Origin of the sequence: Rhodococcus sp. IEGM 1306, from assembly GCF_036541985.1 — a bacterium.
In the GTDB taxonomy this organism is placed as follows: Bacteria; Actinomycetota; Actinomycetes; order Mycobacteriales; family Mycobacteriaceae; genus Rhodococcus_F; species Rhodococcus_F qingshengii.
Window position 1 is genome coordinate 1 of record NZ_JAZHFF010000027.1, and the last position, 16664, is coordinate 16664.

Genomic DNA, 16664 nt, shown 5'->3' on the forward strand with positions numbered 1-16664 from the left:
CCCCAGCCGAGCGCCTGCGTGATCTACTGACTACCAACTAAACCGACCTCGTGTTGCGATGACCGGTTGAAACCGCCCCGCGGTGCTGTGGGGCATGATCGTTCGACGGCCATCGAGCACGTGATCCACCCGGGTCAGGCCATCGCTCACCGCGAGGATGGTTAGGTTGTCGACGTAGCCGGCGAGGTGGTCTTCGACGGCACACCGGCGATGTGATCGCATTCGGGTATCCCAGCGTCAGCGACGCCGAGCTTGGTCTTGCGATCGGTGTCCAGTTTCGGACAGTGTTTGGACCCATACGGGCATTCGGCTCGATCGGTGTTGATCACCGAGTGGGATGCCCCCAATGGGGTGAGTTGCGCAGGGTTAGGATGCATCTCAGTTCCGGTCGTTGCCGGGCAACTGATCGTATGTACGCCGTGCCCGGTGCATGGCGGTGTCGAGTACGGGTAGGACGGCATGCCTCTCACGAAGAAGTTTTCCGAGATGTACGACGACGCATTGACTGCACTGGCCGCGGCGTCCCAACGACCTGCCAACGTCGTGAATGTGGACGGCCACTACGCTATTCGCGTCGACCTCGAGTACAACCGCTACGTCCTGGCCACGAACGCTCCGCGAGGACTATGGGACGAACCTGACGCCAGCGAATCCTGGTTGGTGCGTATCTTTCAAACCGGCGACGACGGTACGGACACGCTGCTCGGCGAGGCGAAGAAGCCGTGGCTCATCGACGCATTCGACTCCGCGGTCGAACAGCTTGAATCTGACGGAAACATCGTCGTTGCAGACGCGGAATTCGGCAGCATTCGTTACACCCGCGAACTGGGCTGAACAGTCTCGGGCGTGACTTCCGGTGGTGTGTCCACGGCCGTTTCGCTCAGCTGAGCGATCCGTTCAGCCAGGATCGCGTTCTCGGTTTCAAGTGAGAGAATGACACCGATTCCGGTCAAGTTGATTCCGTCGCCGATCAACGCGGTAATACGGCGCAGTTTGTCGAGGTCCGCCGCGCTGTAACGCCGCGTCCCGCCACTGGTGCGTGCGGGGGTCAACAGTCCGCGACGTTCGTAGAGTCTCAATGTCTGTGGGCCGACTCCGGACAGTTCCGACATCACGGAAATTCCGTAGACCCCTCGGTGGGCGTGCGCTGGATCCTTCAATGCCTCAGCACTCTCCTTTAACCCAGCCGAATATCTCTCGACCTTAACATGTTGGTGCGTCGTCCCCCCGCCCTCCCGCACCTAAAACCTGATCTCCGCCGCCACAGATTTCATCTGACGTGCGAACCCGATCTCGCCGGGAAAGGAGCCGAAAAGATTCCGCGCATGCTGGTTTCGTGCATAAGTGGGCACGTCTGGGCCCGGAAGTCGTATTGCGGTCGGTCGATCACTGTTCCAACTGTTGCCTTTTATCTGCATCGGCTGATATAGATTTATGACAGTCAATTACTTTGATGCATGCTGGAGCACCTGCACTTCGGGAGCGCGAATGACCACTGCCATGGCCACCGCCCGCGGCGGCGACGGCATCACCTGCCCGGCGCTGGGGCCGCTCTGTGGGCCTGTGGTCGCTCGGGCCGCGGCGATGGTTTTCTGGAGCGTTCTGCCGATCAACACCCGAAAATGAAGGAGACGACGATGTCGGCAACACGATCTGTACGCCGTTCCGACAACACGACGGTGTCTTCACCTCAGCGAGGGGCCACTGTCCTTCGGCGCTCTGCCAGGGCGATGACAAGGGGAAAGGGGTTGGCATTCTCATGAGCACCCACACGCGAGACGCCGACTACACGCACCTTGCGGCCCTTTTCGAACAGATGGCTTCAATACCGAACGACGACGAGCACCGCGAGCGTCTACGCGCGCAGATCATCGAGTCGTGTCTACCACTGACCCGGAACATCGCCTTGCGATACCGCGGTCGCGGACAAGCCCACGAGGACCTCGTACAGGCCGCCAGCGTCGGTCTGGTCAGTGCGGTGAACCGCTTCGATCTCGCCAAGGGCAAAGACTTCCTAGCCTTCGCGATTCCGACGATGGTGGGTGAAGTGCGCAAACATTTCCGGGACCGCGGTTGGGACGTCCGTGTTCCGCGCTCGTTGCAGGAAAACTATCTCGCGCTCAACAAGGCCCGCTCTTCCCTCACCCAAGCCCTCGGACGCGAACCCACCGTGCCGGAACTGGCAAAAGAACTCGAAGTGGAACCTGCCGAGATCGCGGAGATCGTCGCCGCCGGCGATTCCTATCACGCTGCGTCCCTCGATGCTGCAACCGTCAACGACGGACGGACGATCGCAGACACCTTGGGAGACTTCGACTCTGCCCTCGAAGGCATTGACAACCAACAAACGCTCCGACCGGCACTACTCGCACTTCCTCAACGAGAACGCGCAATCGTGCTCTACCGATTCTTCGGTGAACTGACCCAAGCGGAAATTGCCGAGAAGGTTGGTCTCTCGCAAATGCATGTCTCCCGACTGCTTGCACAATCGCTCAAAGCGCTCCGACGGACGCAGTCCCTCGCAGCCCTCGAGGCCGCCGTCGCAGCGTGAGCTGGATGCCAAGAAAAGTGGACTCGTGTTGATCCCGGTACAAAGCAACTCGTGATCGGACGCGTCGTCGGTTACGGCGACGAGAAACACCAACTGTCCGGTGGCCGGCGCTTACTCGTTGCCCTCCTCCGCGCGCGGGATCAAGAATCTGCCTGCAAGACCTTGGTCAGTGTGATTGTCACAGCCCACTTCTCCTCGGGTGCGGTAGGCGGGAGCTCCTCGAGGACCACTTCGTCGGCCAGGGTCTCGAGGACGCGCCACCCGAAGGACGAAGTGCTCGTGGTGATCTGACCCGTTGTTGCCGCAGAGAGGATCACCTGCGCAGCGGCGGTATCGTCGCCGAACGTGCACGTCAGGGTGCTGGAGGGGAGGGCGTGGCCGATGAGGATGGTCGCTGCTTCGTCGGCGGCGAGTACGAGATCGGACAACGCGTCCAACGAGAGCGCATAGTGCGCGGCCACGGTTCGCACCAGCGATCGCAGCACCGGCAGTTGATCCGGTGATGCAGAGACGGACAGTGAAGGTGAAACGGCGACCGGGGAAACGATCGCCCGCGCGAAGGACGTCACGTGAGATTTGCTCCTGTACTTAATCGGATGCAGCCAACCCCGTTGGTGGGATCTTGGTAGCCGCATTCGAGAAGGATGATCAGCACTCAGCTACCCAACTGAAGTGCCGCCAAACATCGAGCTTAACGCCGTTGTCAGAGACCCAGCAGGGCGTGGTCGGAGTGTGTTGGTACGGCGTCGGGCATGTGGAAGTCCGTTGCCAGCCCCGTGAGGAGCTTTTCTGCGACATCACGAACTTTCACGAGTGTTTCCTGCGAATGCCAGGTGAGGACGTTGAATGCCCGGTTCGCCGATTCCGTGACCGTGTCATCGATAGTTTCGGTGACATCGACGTAGAAGCCGGAACTGCCGATGATCTCGCCGGACTCGTCGACCAGTCGTTCGCCGACTATCGCCACCGAGCGCGTCGTTCCTCTAGTGTCGACGATGCGGTGCCGGCTGCTGAACGAGCCGCCGGAAGTGCGGAGCGCTTCCAACGTCTCAGCGACATGAGGCTGTTCTGCCCCGGGTTTGATGGAGACATCCAAAACCCGGAAGGATGATCCGCATGGTCGCACCACGGAAGTACCCCGACGAACTGCGCGAGCGCGCGACTCGGATGGCCGTCGACGCCCGCAAGAATCCTGCAACCAGGACCGGTGCCTACAAGCGCGTCGCTGACCAACTCGGCGTCCATCCCGAGGCGCTGCGGACGTGGGTCAAACGCGCCGAGGTCGACGAAGGCCTACGCCCGGGCACCACGAGCGACGACTCATCGCGCCTCGCCGAACTCGAACGTGAAGTCAAAGAGCTACGCCGAGCGAACACGATTTTGAGGCAGGCTTCGGCTTTCTTTGCGGCGGAGTTGGACCGCCCACACAGGTGAAGGTCGAATTCATCGACCGACACAAGGGTGAACACGGGGTCCAGCCGATCTGCGATACGTTGAAAGACACCGACGCCGCGATCGCGCCGAGCACCTATTACGCCGCCAAGACCCGCCCGGAATCGGCCCGTTCGACACGTGATCGGGAATTGAGCGACCAGATCGCCACCATCCACGACGACAACTACAGCGTGTACGGCGTCCGGAAGGTCTATGCCGAGATGCGCCGACAAGGTACACCGGTTGCCCGGTGCACGGTGGAACGACTGATGAAGAAAGCAGGACTGAAAGGTGTTGTGCGGAGCAAGAGTCCACGCACCACACGGCCGAAGGCCGAAACGGATCGTCCTGCAGATCTGGTCGAGCGCAGGTTCGTCGCCGACGCTCCGAACCAGCTGTGGGTCGCCGACATCACCTATTGCAGAACATTCGCCGGCTGGGTCTACGCGGCGTTCGTGATCGATGTCTTCTCCCGGATGGTCGTCGGCTGGCAAGTCGCGACGTCGCTGTATACCGACCTCGCGCTCGACGCGTTGGAAATGGCGATCTGGCGGCGCACCCGCGCGGGAGCTGACTTGTCGGGTCTGATTCACCATAGCGACCGCGGAGTGCAATATCGGGCGATTCGCTACACCGACCGCCTAGCCGAAGCAGATGCGGTGGCTTCCGTTGGGGCACGGGGTGATTCGTACGATAACGCACTCGCCGAGGCATACAACAGTCTGTTCAAAGCCGAGCTGATCCGTAACAAAGGCCCCTGGCGCAGCATCAACGACGTCGAGATCGCGGTCGCCGAATACGTCGACTGGTTCAACGAGCGCAGGTTGCATGGCGAGCTGGGTCAGGTCCCACCCGCCGAGTTCGAGGTGATGCACGCTGCGAACCTCGCACAGATTCCACTACTGGAAAACAGATAACGGACTCTCCACTAATCCCGGGGCTTGACAAGGTATTGCTTGCGATCGAAGTCCTCTACACGTTCATCGGTTGGGGCAACGGTGAACGGTTCACTATCCAAGGACGCTGTCACACCGGCGTGGTCAACACCGACAACCAAATCCACAGCCGCTACCGTGCATCGAGCCATCAACTCCACAACCCGATCGGGCGAACCCGCTGGTGTCGAGAGAGATCGTTCGAGACGATCGATGAGTTTAGGCTCGCGACCGCGCGCGCGTTCGAGCGCACCCGACGGGCGCGCGCGCGGATGAGAACTGTCGAAGTTCATGGTGTACGTGCCCGATCCGCGCGGTGGAAGTGGTCCACCAACCAAAAGTGGCACCGACGCGGCCGACTCGGCCGCGCGCCTGAGAAGTACCTCTATTCGGTAATCTCGACTTTACGCCGGATCGGATGACCGGGCGCCGTTTCTGTCCCGTGAAGGCAACTGAGGAGGTGCGTCCTGTGAATACGGATCCGAGAGGAAGCCAGGACACACCCGAATTTCCCAACGAAGCCGATAGGGAGAGAGGCCGCCGCGCAGCGGTCGAACTGCCCACGACCGCGAAACTGTGTCGACAGTGTCTGCATCTGACTGACGTTCAAGGCGCGGCTGTCACGGTGCTGAACAGCGCGTCTTCGCGTGAGCTGATGTATGCGACCGACTCGGTAGCCCAGCACCTCGACGAACTCCAGTTCACCGGCGGCGACGGTCCGTGTGTTGACGCATTCACCACCCAGCGTCCGACATTCTGCAACGACACATCCAGCGATTACGACCGTGACATCTGGCCAGGATTCGCCAGTGAGGCAGACAAAGCCGGGGTCGGGTCCGTGTTCGCGTTTCCGCTGAAGGGTGGAAGTGACGTTTTCGGCGTGCTCGAACTGTATCGCCTCGCTCCGCTGCCACTTGACGAAGAACAGGTCGAATTGGCCACTGCAACCGCAGCAGCCATTGCTGTGGCGCTCCTGGCCGAACTTCCTCTGATCGGCGCTTTCGACACCGGGACGCTTGTCAACGCCTTTCACCGACCGGAAGTGAATCAGGCAGTCGGAATGATCGCCATCCAACTTCGTGTCTCGATCGACGAATCGCTTTCCCGGCTTCGAGCCGCCGCGTACTCCTCGGGAAGGCCGATCTGGGAGATCGCTGCAGATATCGTGAATCGGCGCACACGTTTCACGCATGGTAGTGAAAACGGATGACACCGCCTCCGGGGACGTCGCGCAACTTGTCAGCAGCACTTCAAGATGGGAGCACAGGATGAACACTTCCGCAATACAATTGAGCATTGCCGAGGTAACTCATCTTCTCACCACCGACTTCGATTCTCTTCGTGTGCTCGAGACGATAGTCGAACGATCGAGACAGGATCTGAGCGGTGTGTGGTGCGTCCTCGTCGTGCGAAACGGGGAGCCAGATTATCTCGATGTGCTGGTGGAGTCGGCGAATGCAGACTTTATTCCCGACCGCACTCTCGCTATAGCGGGCCCCGCCGCGCTCAGCGCCGAGAGCGGGGCGGTTGTGATGGTCGACAATTTCGCAGACGTGGGGGAGCGGTGGCAGAAGTTCGGTCGCTCGGGGCTCGAACGGGGTCTCGGTGGGTGCCGTTGCTTTCCGATGAGATTGGGCCGCAAATCATTCGGCACACTCGTGGTTTTCACCCGCGATTCGTGGGATAGTGCCACGCGCAGTAATGCGTACGGGCAGTCCATGGCAGACTTGGCTGCCCTGACGTTGTCCACGGACAGCCGCCAAGATCGTCACTCGCACGTGGCGGTGGCTGTGAAGAAGTTGGTCACGGTCCGCGGCGAAGTGGAGCAGGCGGTCGGCATGATTGCCGAACTCGAGGGTCTTTCGATCGAACTCGCAACCGCACGGCTCGAAGAGAACGCTCGGCGACGAGGCATCAGCGCTGGCGCGTATTCGGCGTTGGTGTTGGCAAACCCTGACAACCGGTGAGGAGCGTGGTGCACGGTATGCGCAGTGAAGGTTCCATCGATTCTGCTTGGCAGTTTCCGTAATGCGGCCCAGCACGAGGCCCTCGAACTGTATCGTTGGCGGCGCGGTGGAACCCGCTGTCTGCCAACATCCACGGACAAACTTCGCCCGCGTGCACTCACGCGAATCCAAGTCGCAACGAAGCAATGGAAAGTCAAGGCATGGTGAGTGGACTGGGCGGCCAACGAGCGCATCAACGCCATATCCCGCGCATCACCGAACCGTCAATCCGCTCCCTCGCTCGGAGAGCGATGTGAGTATGAGATTCAAAAGGAACACGTTGCACGACAGCGCTTTCAATGAGTCTGGCAGATATCCAGGGATCTAGGTCGATGTTCGTGTGGCGGGTTTGAAGTCGATACCGACGACGTTTCGCGCGATCGTAGCCAGTCGGGACCGCGCGGCGGGACCACTACGTGGATGACTTCGTTCAATTTTTCACTGCGAACACGACTTCAGCGGAGAAGAGCTCATCCAAGTCGACACATGTAGCTCGCCCCGGTCGACAGTCCTCTCGACTTACGCACCGACCATGGGACGTCAACGGCGCCAGCGGCGCCTTCTCCGCGGGGACCTTCTCGACTATGACGGGCCCACATCCCTTCATACTGCGTGTATTTGGCGACTATGCCCCCGCCTTAGCTACCCACCCGGTGAGCTCGCTGAGAGCGGGCAGTGCGATGTGGAGGTCGTCAACGGCTCGGTCGACGCCACCAGCGGACCGCGACATCGGCACGTTGGCCCACCGTATCGCAGTTGCGACGACATCTTGGAAAAGGCTGGGGTGCAACGCTGCCGGACCGCCAAGCACTTCGGCGTGCCCGTACCGTGGTGAGCCAGTCCACGGTCGCTATATGCACACTGACCGGCCGATCGACGACTCGGAGGACGATCCGGCGGCCGTCTGCGGTGGCCAAGACATCGAGAGAGCGGGAGCAAGCGAGGACTGATGTGCTTGAAATACAGGGGGCGCCTGTGGACCCCGGAGCGGGGCAAGGATCCAGCACCGACTTTATGCAGACTCGACCGAGGGCGCGGCATTGGCCGAACTCGATCCGGCACATGACTTGATTTCGCGACCGGGCGATGCCGTGGTTCGCAGTGGGAATGTTCAAGTCGCGGCGTGGCGCCGGTGATGCGGTGGGGATCGGTGTGAGGAGACGCTGATCCGGTGCGCGCCGAAGCATTCTCGTCGCAACGCCTCATCACAGATCTCACCCGCGGCATCGTCGTGGACAAATATTTCCAGGTGGACGCGGGCTGACTATTCGAATGGTGTAAGTAGGGACCAGGTTTCGTCGTATCCATCCGTGGGCGGTAAAATCGCAGCCACGGTGAAGCCAGCGCCGCCACCTTTGGAGTGCGCGCAGGATGGTGCCTGCGAGACAGGACCACGATGAACCGGAACGACCCCTCTGTTGCATGTGTCGGGTCTTTTTCGCTCTCTGGCGGAGCGTCGCTGGATTACGATTCCGCCGACATCGCTACCGCGCTCGAGCGTTTCGGGGCGTTACTGCGGACGCCTATGCAACTGTCGGTTTTTTTGCAATCGGTGTGCCAGCAGGTCGTGGCGACAATGCTAGCCGCGGACATGGCTGCGGTGACGATCCTGCCGGCCGCTGGTAAGCAGCCGGAGACAATCGCGTGTACGGAAGAGCGTGCTTTCGATGTCGAAGCCCATCAATACCGGGCGAACGAAGGCCCGTGCCTGGAAGCTGCGCGCACTGGCAAGGTAGTGCGGGCGCGGATCGAGGATGCAGAGCAGCGATGGCCCGCATTCGCGGCAAAGGTTGCGGGGATGGGCGTGGCGAGTTACTTGTCTGTCCCGTTGCTCACCGGAGAGTCCGAGGTGGGAGCGCTGAATCTGTACGGGTTGGGCGATCGTGGGTTCAGCGAGATCGACGAGGTGCTGTTGCAAGTGTTCGTGGCTGCGGTCGAAGGTGCGGTGTGGAATGCGCGTCGTGCGGAGATGTGGAGGAGCGAGGTCGAAGGCATGCAGGCCGCGATGCGGACGCGGGGAGTGATCGAACGGGCGAAAGGAATGTTGATGGTGCTGCACGGGATTGGGGAGGATCGCGCGTTCGAGCTGCTGGTGCAGCAGTCTCAGCGCCTGAACCTCCGACTCGCGTCCGTGGCTACCGAGATAGTCGACACCCTCCCAAAGCGGTGACCAGGCAACGACGCCACTGCCCTGTGCACTCGGAAACTGGGGTGTTACCCGATGCCACCCGAGAAACCGCGTGGTAGTTCAGCAATGGATCTTCCGGCGCGGACGCGCGACGCGTGCGAGGGTCTAGCCTGAACGAGGCTGTGCCGGCGCAGGATTGAGCCGAAATTGAAAGACCACCACCTAAGTGACCGGACTCGACTCTCGGCGGGTTGCCGATTCGGCGCATTGACGTCACCGCAAACCTCATTTCCGTCGAGGCCGTGGCCGCCGATGGTCTGCTTCATCTCTACTGAGTACGCGAGGGTGCGGTGCAGGACATGGATACGATGACTGACCTGCATGCGGGCGAGACGGCGTTCGCAGCGGCGGAGGTGTCGGGGCCACGGATTCGGGCGGCTGTGTCTGATGTCCGCGACCTGGAGAGACCGGGGCAGACCTAGTTGGTTTCAGACATTTTCCCCCCGGGGCATCCACTGTCCGTGGCCGTGTGGGTCCGACATGACCCCGTGAGCTCAGTGCTACATTTCGACGCGCTCGGCGGGTCGGTGGTGGTGCGTGAGGAGTCGATCGAGACTGACGAGCACACGTCGTCGTTCGGTGGCTGTTGGTGTTGACGGTGCAGGTCCACACCGCCGGCGCGAGAGGTTTCAAACGGCGGGGTTTGACCGACGGTGGGCGGGATTCCTGGTTGCATTCGTGCACCCCTTCCAGCGCGTAACCGCCCGTTGATGGTGAGCCGAAGTTTGCGGGTCGAGAGGCTCTACAGATTGCGAGTGCCGAAATTCTGCCGACCGAGATTCGTTGATGGCACTTCCCTGAGCGATCGTGCAGGCGCATGGTGCTCGCGAAGGCGATTCCGGCGGAGGTTTCATGACGGTGAGACATAGGCTGAAGATCGTGCACGATCAGTTGATTCGTCGATACCCGCAGGTCGCAAGTCGATAGTCCCGTCGGTAGATTCCGACTCTTTCGTTCGGTTCATCCACGAACTGAACGCGGTCTCAGGACCGGACTCTTGCGTTCACGAGGACGTTCGTGAGCGCGTGGACCTTACTGGTGGAACCGGTGCCTGACGGTTCGGGGATCGATCTCACGTGTGCAGAGATTTCGTTGCAGGAGAGCGTGATCGGTGGGATGTGCCTTCCGCGTCCGACGGGATGGACGCGGCTCGATCGTGAATATTCACTCTTCGCGGAACACGTCGCCGAACACTTGGTGCAGTCAGGATCAATGCGCTCAGCCGCCGTCCGTCCTAGTCTCCGAGGTATTCTCAGCGGCGGTTCCGCCTGCTGAGGGCCACGTACTTACCTGCTGGGTTCGCTGGCACCGGAAGTGGACGTACTTTCTTTTTGAGTTGGGTATGGGCGGCGGCCTACTTGCACGATGTCGCCGATCAAGGAATCGCGGCAGTGACACTGATCGTGGTGGACGTCACGTACTCGCACAGTAGGCTTCTGGTACAGAGCGGTGTTCGGCGCCGGCAGGGCACAGAATGCTTTGTGAACTCAAGACGAACCAGCTCAAATCGAACCGTTGACATACTATGGCTGCGAATCCGCAATGACTGCACCTCGACCCCGTCCATCGCTACCGTCAACACCACGGTCTCTTGTCACAGGCACTCTCTTTCGTGCGGAGATCGACGGCAAGAGTCCTCTTCCCTGGGTCGTCCAACGGGAGCATCTCAATTCTTTTCCGGCTCGTAGTGTGCGCAGTCATGTTCGGTTCATCGCAACAGGCGGCGTCGGTATGTCCAGATTCGAACTCGGTGCGTTGCGAGATTTCTACGACATACTTCGCGAATTCGATTCGGTGCTGGAATAAGATCCACGGGTGCGCCCGCTCCCGGGTCTTTGCTTCGATGGAGGCTATGGAGGCTTCAGGTTGGTAACCCGTGTGTCTGCTGATCGTGACCTCGTCATTCGACTGAACGAATTCACGATCACGCAGGAATTGGACTCAAAACTGTGGGCGATACCGGGCCGCATGCCTACGTTCATGCGGTAAGGGAAGTGCATCCGCCGCCAATGGCCGGAGGAAATGTCCACGAGAACTGTCGTGGCGCCGTCCTCAGTCGTGCGGTGGTACGTGGGTTGGCAATTCGAACGATACAGCGGTGCTTGATGTTCCGAGACCAACTCAAAGTTGACGTCCCGGCGCCTACTCAAAAGGTCGAGTTGCCCATTGTAAGGGCTGTGAGTGCGAGCTTGTGCCCCCGACAAGAGGGTATTGGCGGCGCGTGCGTTTGTGTGTGCAGTTCTGTTGATGTTAGATGCAGGAGACGTGGACCGTCAGGTCCCCCCGGAGAGGATTCCGTGCTCATTTCCACAGCGCCTTCCGTTGCTCACACAGCCCTCCTGGGGCTGGGCGTCTACCGGCCCCGACGCAGTGTCCCCAATTCCGAAATCGTCGATCGTATCGACTCTTCCGACGAATGGATCCGCACCCGGTCGGGAATTGCAGCGCGGGGGTGGGCGGAACCGGACGAGACCATCGTGACGATGAGCGTCAGCGCCGCTCGCAGCGCTCTCGCCGCCGCCGGTATCGCCGCCGAACAGATCGATGCAGTCGTACTGGCGACATCGTCGCAAATGGTGCTGGGGCCATCCGCAGGCGCGGTCGTGGCGACCGAATTAGGATTGCACGACACTGCAGCTTTCGACGTCTCAGCCGGTTGTGCAGGTTTTTGCTACGCGCTCGGTAATGCCGCAGCCCTCGTCCGGGCGGGGCAGGCAGGTCATGTGCTGGTGATCGGAGTGGAACGGCTTTCCGATCTGCTCGATCCGACCGACCGAACCTGTGCCTTCATTTTCGCGGACGGGGCTGGAGCGGTGGTGGTCGGCCCGTCCGAGTCCGAGGGGATCGGCCCGGTCGCTTGGGGTTCGGATGGAAGTCAGACCTCTGCAATCAAGCAGGACAAGGACTTCACCGAGTACTTCGCCGAGGTTGCTGCGGCCGAGGTTTCCGGCGAGCGCAGTGAACGGCCCTATATTCGAATGAATGGCCAGGCCGTATTTCGCTGGGCGATAACATTTTTGGAGAAGGCCTGCCGCGACGCACTGGACAGAGCTGGAATTACAGCTAGCGACCTCGATGCGTTCGTTCCACACCAAGCCAACAGTCGCATTACCGACGCGCTCGTGCGGACGTTGGGTCTGCCCGACACCATCGCTGTGGCCCGAGACATCGTCGAAAGCGGCAACACCAGCGCGGCATCGATTCCCATGGCCATGGAACAACTTCTCCGTGCAGGCGAGGCCCGACACGGCGACATGGCGCTGCTGCTCGGATTCGGTGCCGGCCTGGCTTATGCGGGACAAGTCGTTCGCCTACCACCTTTGGCGTAATCCAGCAGATTTGGCGATCCGGCGACGACCCGTCGAGGGCCTTATGCCCGCCGTCCTCGCGGTGGCCCAACAAGAAACCAACTGGGACCGGGCCGACGCACACAACTACGACGGTGAACAATTTCTTGACGGCGTCAAGGTCTGGTGTTCAGGCGTTAGATGGTGGAGTGAACTTGTTCGGGTGACGCCCGCCGATTGACGCGTAGGCGACGACCGCGTCGGCTGGGGTCAAGTCGGAGGGGCTGGTTCTGGCTCACAGTTGGACTATCGGTCACCGGTGAGGAAGGTTTCGACTTCCGTGGCGCGTGGAAAGACGGTGCATGCCGCCGGAGTGAGGGGGACCGTCGGAGCGTCCGGTCAGGGCTTCCGCCTACGGCGTCGAGTGCGCCAAGCTTGGGCGGAGATCTGGTCGCGTTCGACGCTCCGCGTGATCGCGCAGCGCTGAAAGTGATTCGGTGGTAACGGTTCACATACTCCGCAGGCCAAACCTAACGGACTGTTTCAGGGTGTAGACGCGGGGTCGAACAAGGAGCCCGGCGCGGAAAATGGGTCCCCGTGCTGTGTGCTCAACACGGGGACGTCTCACCCCGTGGAACCCGGCCGGCATCGGACGGTTGGGGTTCCACATCTATGCCGCGTTCAGATCTGTGGAGCCACTCAATCGCCTGTTCGCGCAACGCTCGAATTGGTGGGCCCATGAGCGACGATGGCGGCGGTACGACGACGCACTGTGAGAAGGGGCGGCGTACGGCGAAGGCGTCTCACGGGCGGGTTCGCTGAACGGGTGTGATGATCGATTCCTAGATGTGTTCACGCTCCTACAGGATTTCGTAGTCCACATGGTCGAGATCTTTTCTGTTGATCGGTCCGGCCACGTGCAGAGCGGGTGGCCGGGACATCAGAGCCGCGATGTTTCGCGTCTGGCGACGATAAGTGGGTGGCGTCCAGTGGACACGAACCATCCTCATAGCCCCTCTCAGTCCGGATACGACGGCGTGCCGACAGCGCAGATGATGCCGTTTTCATTGCCGACGATCGGGTACTGCCGAACAATGGGACGCAGTCCGCTATGGGAGGGGCGATGGGCATTCTCTACAACGTGAGGAAACAACTTGCCGCGCGTGTGGTCAAGGGTCTCAGGCACGATGGGCGCAGAGGTATGAGCTCGCAGACCGTGACCATCAGCGTCGGCAGTGACGACATGGAAAGATTCTGGCGAGATCCCGAGAGGCTGTCGCAGGTCTTTGGCGATGTTGCAACTGTCAGCTCGCCTGAGAACGAAATCTTCGTGTGGACGCTGTCAATCGGCGCCGGTGAGGTACACACGTGGCGTACGCGACTTCACACCGCTGACGGCGAGTTACGGTTCGTCGCGGTCAGTGGTGATGACGCGAACTCGGACAGTAGTAACGACGCTACCGTGGTCGTCAGGTATCGCTCGGCTCCAGTTGATATGGGCACAGAAGTCACCCTGAAGGCCGACATGCCGTTTCCGGACCTATTCACCCAAACAGTGCTGTTCAAAGTGCTCTATCGAGCCCGCGCGCTGTTGCAGACCGGCGAGGCCCCCACGCTCTCCAACAATCCAAGTGCCCGCAAAGGTGCTCACTGATCGGAGGAGGTCTTCATGCGCGCACTGTGCTGGAACGGGGTCAACGATCTCGCCGTGGAAACGGTGGACGATCCGCGGATAACCAATCCCCACGACGTCATTGTCCAAGTGCGGCTTACCACGACTTGTGGATCCGATCTGCACTTCATCAATGGCTACCTGCCGGGAATGAAGGAAGGCGACGTCTTCGGACACGAGTTCATGGGTGAGGTAATCGAGACAGGCTCGGAGGTGACCCAGACAAGCGTCGGTGCCCGCGTCGTCGTGCCCTCGTTCATCGGCTGTAAATCGTGCTGGTACTGCGACCGCGACTTGTATTCGGTGTGCGATACCACCAATCCCAATGCCGAGTTACAGCAACCGGTCTTCGGCTTTCCCACTGGCGGAATCTACGGCTACACACACCCGTTCGGCGGATACCAAGGGTCCCATGCCGAATACATCCGCGTACCGTTCGGTGATGTCAATTGTTTTGCAGTTCCGGAGGGCATCACCGACGAGCAGGCGTTGTTCCTTTCGGACGCAGTTCCCACAGGACTGATGGGTGCGGAATTCTGTGATATCTCGCCCGGTGACACCGTTGCCGTCTGGGGTAGCGGCGGTGTCGGAGTGATGGCTGCCCATAGTGCGCGTCTGCTCGGTGCAGAACGCGTAATTGTCATCGACCGGTTTCCAGAGCGGCTTCAGCTGGCGCGCAACGTCGTTGGTGCCGAAACTATCGACTACTCGCGTGTCGACAGTGTGCGGGAGGCCTTACGTGAAGCGACGGGTGGACGCGGCCCCGACTCGTGCATCGACGCTGTGGGTATGGAAGGCCACGGTACAGGGGTTCAACAACTTTACGACCGGGCCAAACAACTGTTGCGTCTGGAAACCGACCGCGCTACTTCGCTCCGCCAAGCTGTTCTCGCGTGCAGGAAGGGCGGCGTCGTGTCGGTCCTCGGCGTTTACGGCCTCACCGACAAGTTTCCGATGGGTCTGATCACGAACAAGAGTCTGACATTGCGTTCGGCGCAACAACATGGGCAGCGATATATGCCGCGCATGTTCGATTACGTACTGCAAGGAGACCTCGACCCATCAGTCTTGATCACCCATGACATGCCACTCGCCGATGCCGTCCGCGGTTACGAACTGTTCAAGGAGAAAAAGGACGGATGCGTGCGTGCCGTCTTCCGACCGTGACTCCAGCGCACACCGAATACTTCTCGATTTTTTCGCCGATAGTGCATTGATCAACGGAGGACTGGGTACGTGTCTGATGGCTCAGGGCACTCATCGGTTCCGAAAGTGCCTGTGCCCCAGAAACGCACATACGGATCGGAAGGGGCAGCGCCTTCCGCTTCGTCGAGGAGTTGAATTCCCATGTCATCATCAATCCGCGCTCCAATGCACACTCACCCCGACATCATGGCAATGCGGGAGCGCTACGACCGAGCGGCCCAACAACCAACCACTCAGATGGTGGAGGGGCTGATGTTGCCCACTGGACTCTACGCAGCGGCGTCCGCATGGATCATCGGCTTCACCGCACAAACCAATCTGACCGCCACGAACTTGATATGTGGTGCTGCGATCGGATTGCTGGCAGTGGCGTTCGGATCCGCGTACGGCCGCACCCACGGCATGACATTCGTTGCCCCACTACTCGGGATCTGGCTGATTGTCTCTCCGTGGCTTGTGGCGGGCGTCGCTACGAGCACTTCCCTGATCTGGTCGAATGTGGTTGTAGGAGCACTCGTCTGCGTTCTAGGACTCGCTACCGCCGCGCTTGGTATGGGCCGCGGTCGTCAGCGACGCGGCCCGGGAGAGGAACCGTGATGACCGTCGATACGAGAATCTCTGGCACAGAAGGGTCCTGTACGGGCGATTTACGTGCCAGAGAAGTGAAGCGTGGTCTCGTCGAGTGGTTCAACTTCGAACACGGATTCGGGTTCATTCTGCCCGACGAAGGCGGCCCGAGCGTCTTCGTGCACTTCACCGAGATTGCCGGAAGCGGTATCTACCATTCCCTGCAAGACGGTGACGTCGTCACTTACGAACATGATCGGTCCGTGCACCCACCGCAGGCACGCAATGTCCGCATCGCAGATGTCGCCGGGTCAGGTCACAGTAGTCATCCGCACCGGATGAGGCCGCTCAGATGCACTTTCCCACGTCCGCGGTAGGTAAGGCAGCAACCGTACGCCATCTGGGCGAAAACACGAGCGACGTACCGCACCGAGGCAGCACAAACTGACTACCCCGACGGCGATGCCGACACAGCGACAGAGCGAATCACATAGCGTCAGAACTGAATAGATTCGAACGGACGATTCGCGTCGATCCCCCTGACATCTCACTAACTCCCGAGGGGGCGGCATTGTTGCGAATCGCGGCTCGGAAAAAAATCAGTTTCTTCCTACCTCGGTTGGGCGATAGGTTGCGCCGAAAAGCTCGCACCTCGTCCTTTTCAGAATCGAACTGATTGGGCGCCAAGGCATTCCTTCAGTGCGCGGACTTCGCACGCCCGCGGTGCTCCGGCACTGTGGGCGGCTCTGTCAACTTAACTGAACGCAACTGGGAATCAACAGCATTCGGCCGCACTTGCGCGGATCATGTTGGTGGGA

16 protein-coding genes and 1 other annotated feature are annotated in these 16664 nt (G+C 60.6%); of the genes, 13 read left to right on the top strand and 3 right to left on the bottom strand.

Features of this window, described 5'->3' with window-relative positions:
• The first annotated feature begins 459 nt into the window (after window positions 1–459).
• On the top strand, window positions 460–834 hold the full coding sequence (locus V3587_RS30115; RefSeq protein ID WP_058037999.1) for a hypothetical protein: 375 nt from the start codon (window positions 460–462) through the stop codon (window positions 832–834).
• On the opposite strand, the gene V3587_RS30120 is transcribed toward V3587_RS30115, so the two are convergent.
• Window positions 813–1112 carry a MerR family transcriptional regulator gene (locus V3587_RS30120; RefSeq protein WP_051119175.1) on the bottom strand — a complete coding sequence of 100 codons (300 nt, stop codon included), beginning with the start codon at window positions 1110–1112 and terminating at the stop codon, window positions 813–815. The genes V3587_RS30115 and V3587_RS30120 overlap by 22 nt on opposite strands.
• A gap of 376 nt (window positions 1113–1488) precedes the next feature.
• Here V3587_RS30120 and V3587_RS30125 point away from each other — a divergent pair, with 376 nt between their 5' ends.
• The gene (locus V3587_RS30125; RefSeq protein ID WP_019749547.1) at window positions 1489–1626 is read left to right on the top strand and encodes a hypothetical protein; all 138 of its coding nucleotides are present in this window, start codon (window positions 1489–1491) and stop codon (window positions 1624–1626) included.
• 133 nt (window positions 1627–1759) lie between these two features.
• On the top strand, window positions 1760–2551 hold the full coding sequence (locus V3587_RS30130) for a SigB/SigF/SigG family RNA polymerase sigma factor (RefSeq protein ID WP_029256707.1): 792 nt from the start codon (window positions 1760–1762) through the stop codon (window positions 2549–2551).
• Between the two features lie 140 nt (window positions 2552–2691).
• Here V3587_RS30130 and V3587_RS30135 read toward each other — a convergent pair whose 3' ends face one another.
• Window positions 2692–3120 (bottom strand): ATP-binding protein, encoded by a 429-nt coding sequence (locus V3587_RS30135; protein WP_019749549.1) that lies wholly within the window; start codon window positions 3118–3120, stop codon window positions 2692–2694.
• A 134-nt stretch (window positions 3121–3254) separates the two neighbouring features.
• Window positions 3255–3518, bottom strand: coding sequence for an ANTAR domain-containing protein (locus tag V3587_RS30140; RefSeq protein WP_283377671.1), 264 nt, complete (start codon window positions 3516–3518; stop codon window positions 3255–3257).
• A gap of 149 nt (window positions 3519–3667) precedes the next feature.
• Here V3587_RS30140 and V3587_RS30145 point away from each other — a divergent pair.
• The 10 genes from V3587_RS30145 to V3587_RS30765 all read left to right on the top strand — a co-directional run bounded on the left by V3587_RS30145 (window position 3668) and on the right by V3587_RS30765 (window position 16223).
• Window positions 3668–4902 (top strand): IS3 family transposase gene (locus V3587_RS30145; RefSeq protein ID WP_372436780.1). Its coding sequence is split into 2 segments (ribosomal slippage): window positions 3668–3956 and window positions 3956–4902, totalling 1236 coding nucleotides; the frame shifts between segments, so codons are not numbered across the junction.
• Window positions 3946–4074 (top strand) — a sequence feature (AL1L pseudoknot). (Overlaps the previous gene by 129 nt.)
• Before the next feature lie 436 nt (window positions 4903–5338).
• Entirely contained in the window at window positions 5339–6130 is a 792-nt protein-coding gene (locus V3587_RS30150; RefSeq protein WP_283377670.1) for a GAF and ANTAR domain-containing protein, read from the top strand.
• Between the two features lie 58 nt (window positions 6131–6188).
• Window positions 6189–6887: a hypothetical protein gene (locus V3587_RS30155; RefSeq protein WP_283377669.1), complete on the top strand. Its 699-nt coding sequence runs from the start codon at window positions 6189–6191 to the stop codon at window positions 6885–6887.
• A gap of 1564 nt (window positions 6888–8451) precedes the next feature.
• Window positions 8452–9096 (top strand): GAF and ANTAR domain-containing protein, encoded by a 645-nt coding sequence (locus V3587_RS30160; protein WP_283377672.1) that lies wholly within the window; start codon window positions 8452–8454, stop codon window positions 9094–9096.
• Window positions 9097–11411: 2315 nt separating this feature from the next.
• A complete protein-coding gene (locus V3587_RS30165; protein WP_283377668.1) occupies window positions 11412–12443 on the top strand; it encodes a beta-ketoacyl-ACP synthase III in 1032 nt (343 codons plus the stop codon).
• 298 nt (window positions 12444–12741) lie between these two features.
• A complete protein-coding gene (locus tag V3587_RS30170; protein ID WP_283377667.1) occupies window positions 12742–12888 on the top strand; it encodes a hypothetical protein in 147 nt (48 codons plus the stop codon).
• Window positions 12889–13524: 636 nt separating this feature from the next.
• Window positions 13525–14055, top strand: a complete 531-nt coding sequence (locus V3587_RS30175; protein WP_283377666.1) for a hypothetical protein — start codon at window positions 13525–13527, stop codon at window positions 14053–14055.
• Between the two features lie 15 nt (window positions 14056–14070).
• Window positions 14071–15240, top strand: coding sequence for a zinc-dependent alcohol dehydrogenase (locus V3587_RS30180; RefSeq protein ID WP_283377665.1), 1170 nt, complete (start codon window positions 14071–14073; stop codon window positions 15238–15240).
• Window positions 15241–15420: 180 nt separating this feature from the next.
• Window positions 15421–15876 (top strand): SPW repeat protein, encoded by a 456-nt coding sequence (locus V3587_RS30185; protein ID WP_283377664.1) that lies wholly within the window; start codon window positions 15421–15423, stop codon window positions 15874–15876.
• Window positions 15876–16223 carry a cold shock domain-containing protein gene (locus V3587_RS30765; protein WP_305088227.1) on the top strand — a complete coding sequence of 116 codons (348 nt, stop codon included), beginning with the start codon at window positions 15876–15878 and terminating at the stop codon, window positions 16221–16223. Before V3587_RS30185 ends, V3587_RS30765 begins: the two co-directional genes overlap by 1 nt.
• The last annotated feature ends 441 nt before the right edge of the window (window positions 16224–16664 follow it).

What these genes read in the sequence shown, in the direction of transcription:
- V3587_RS30765 (WP_305088227.1), top strand. Translation starts at nt 15,876, where the DNA reads ATGACCGTCGATACGAGAATCTCTGGCACAGAAGGGTCCTGTACGGGC.
- V3587_RS30125 (WP_019749547.1), top strand. Translation starts at nt 1,489, where the DNA reads ATGACCACTGCCATGGCCACCGCCCGCGGCGGCGACGGCATCACCTGC.
- V3587_RS30130 (WP_029256707.1), top strand. Translation starts at nt 1,760, where the DNA reads ATGAGCACCCACACGCGAGACGCCGACTACACGCACCTTGCGGCCCTT.
- V3587_RS30150 (WP_283377670.1), top strand. Translation starts at nt 5,339, where the DNA reads ATGACCGGGCGCCGTTTCTGTCCCGTGAAGGCAACTGAGGAGGTGCGT.
- V3587_RS30155 (WP_283377669.1), top strand. Translation starts at nt 6,189, where the DNA reads ATGAACACTTCCGCAATACAATTGAGCATTGCCGAGGTAACTCATCTT.
- V3587_RS30185 (WP_283377664.1), top strand. Translation starts at nt 15,421, where the DNA reads ATGTCATCATCAATCCGCGCTCCAATGCACACTCACCCCGACATCATG.
- V3587_RS30180 (WP_283377665.1), top strand. Translation starts at nt 14,071, where the DNA reads ATGCGCGCACTGTGCTGGAACGGGGTCAACGATCTCGCCGTGGAAACG.
- V3587_RS30115 (WP_058037999.1), top strand. Translation starts at nt 460, where the DNA reads ATGCCTCTCACGAAGAAGTTTTCCGAGATGTACGACGACGCATTGACT.
- V3587_RS30160 (WP_283377672.1), top strand. Translation starts at nt 8,452, where the DNA reads ATGCAACTGTCGGTTTTTTTGCAATCGGTGTGCCAGCAGGTCGTGGCG.
- V3587_RS30120 (WP_051119175.1), bottom strand. Translation starts at nt 1,112, where the DNA reads ATGTCGGAACTGTCCGGAGTCGGCCCACAGACATTGAGACTCTACGAA.
- V3587_RS30175 (WP_283377666.1), top strand. Translation starts at nt 13,525, where the DNA reads ATGGGCATTCTCTACAACGTGAGGAAACAACTTGCCGCGCGTGTGGTC.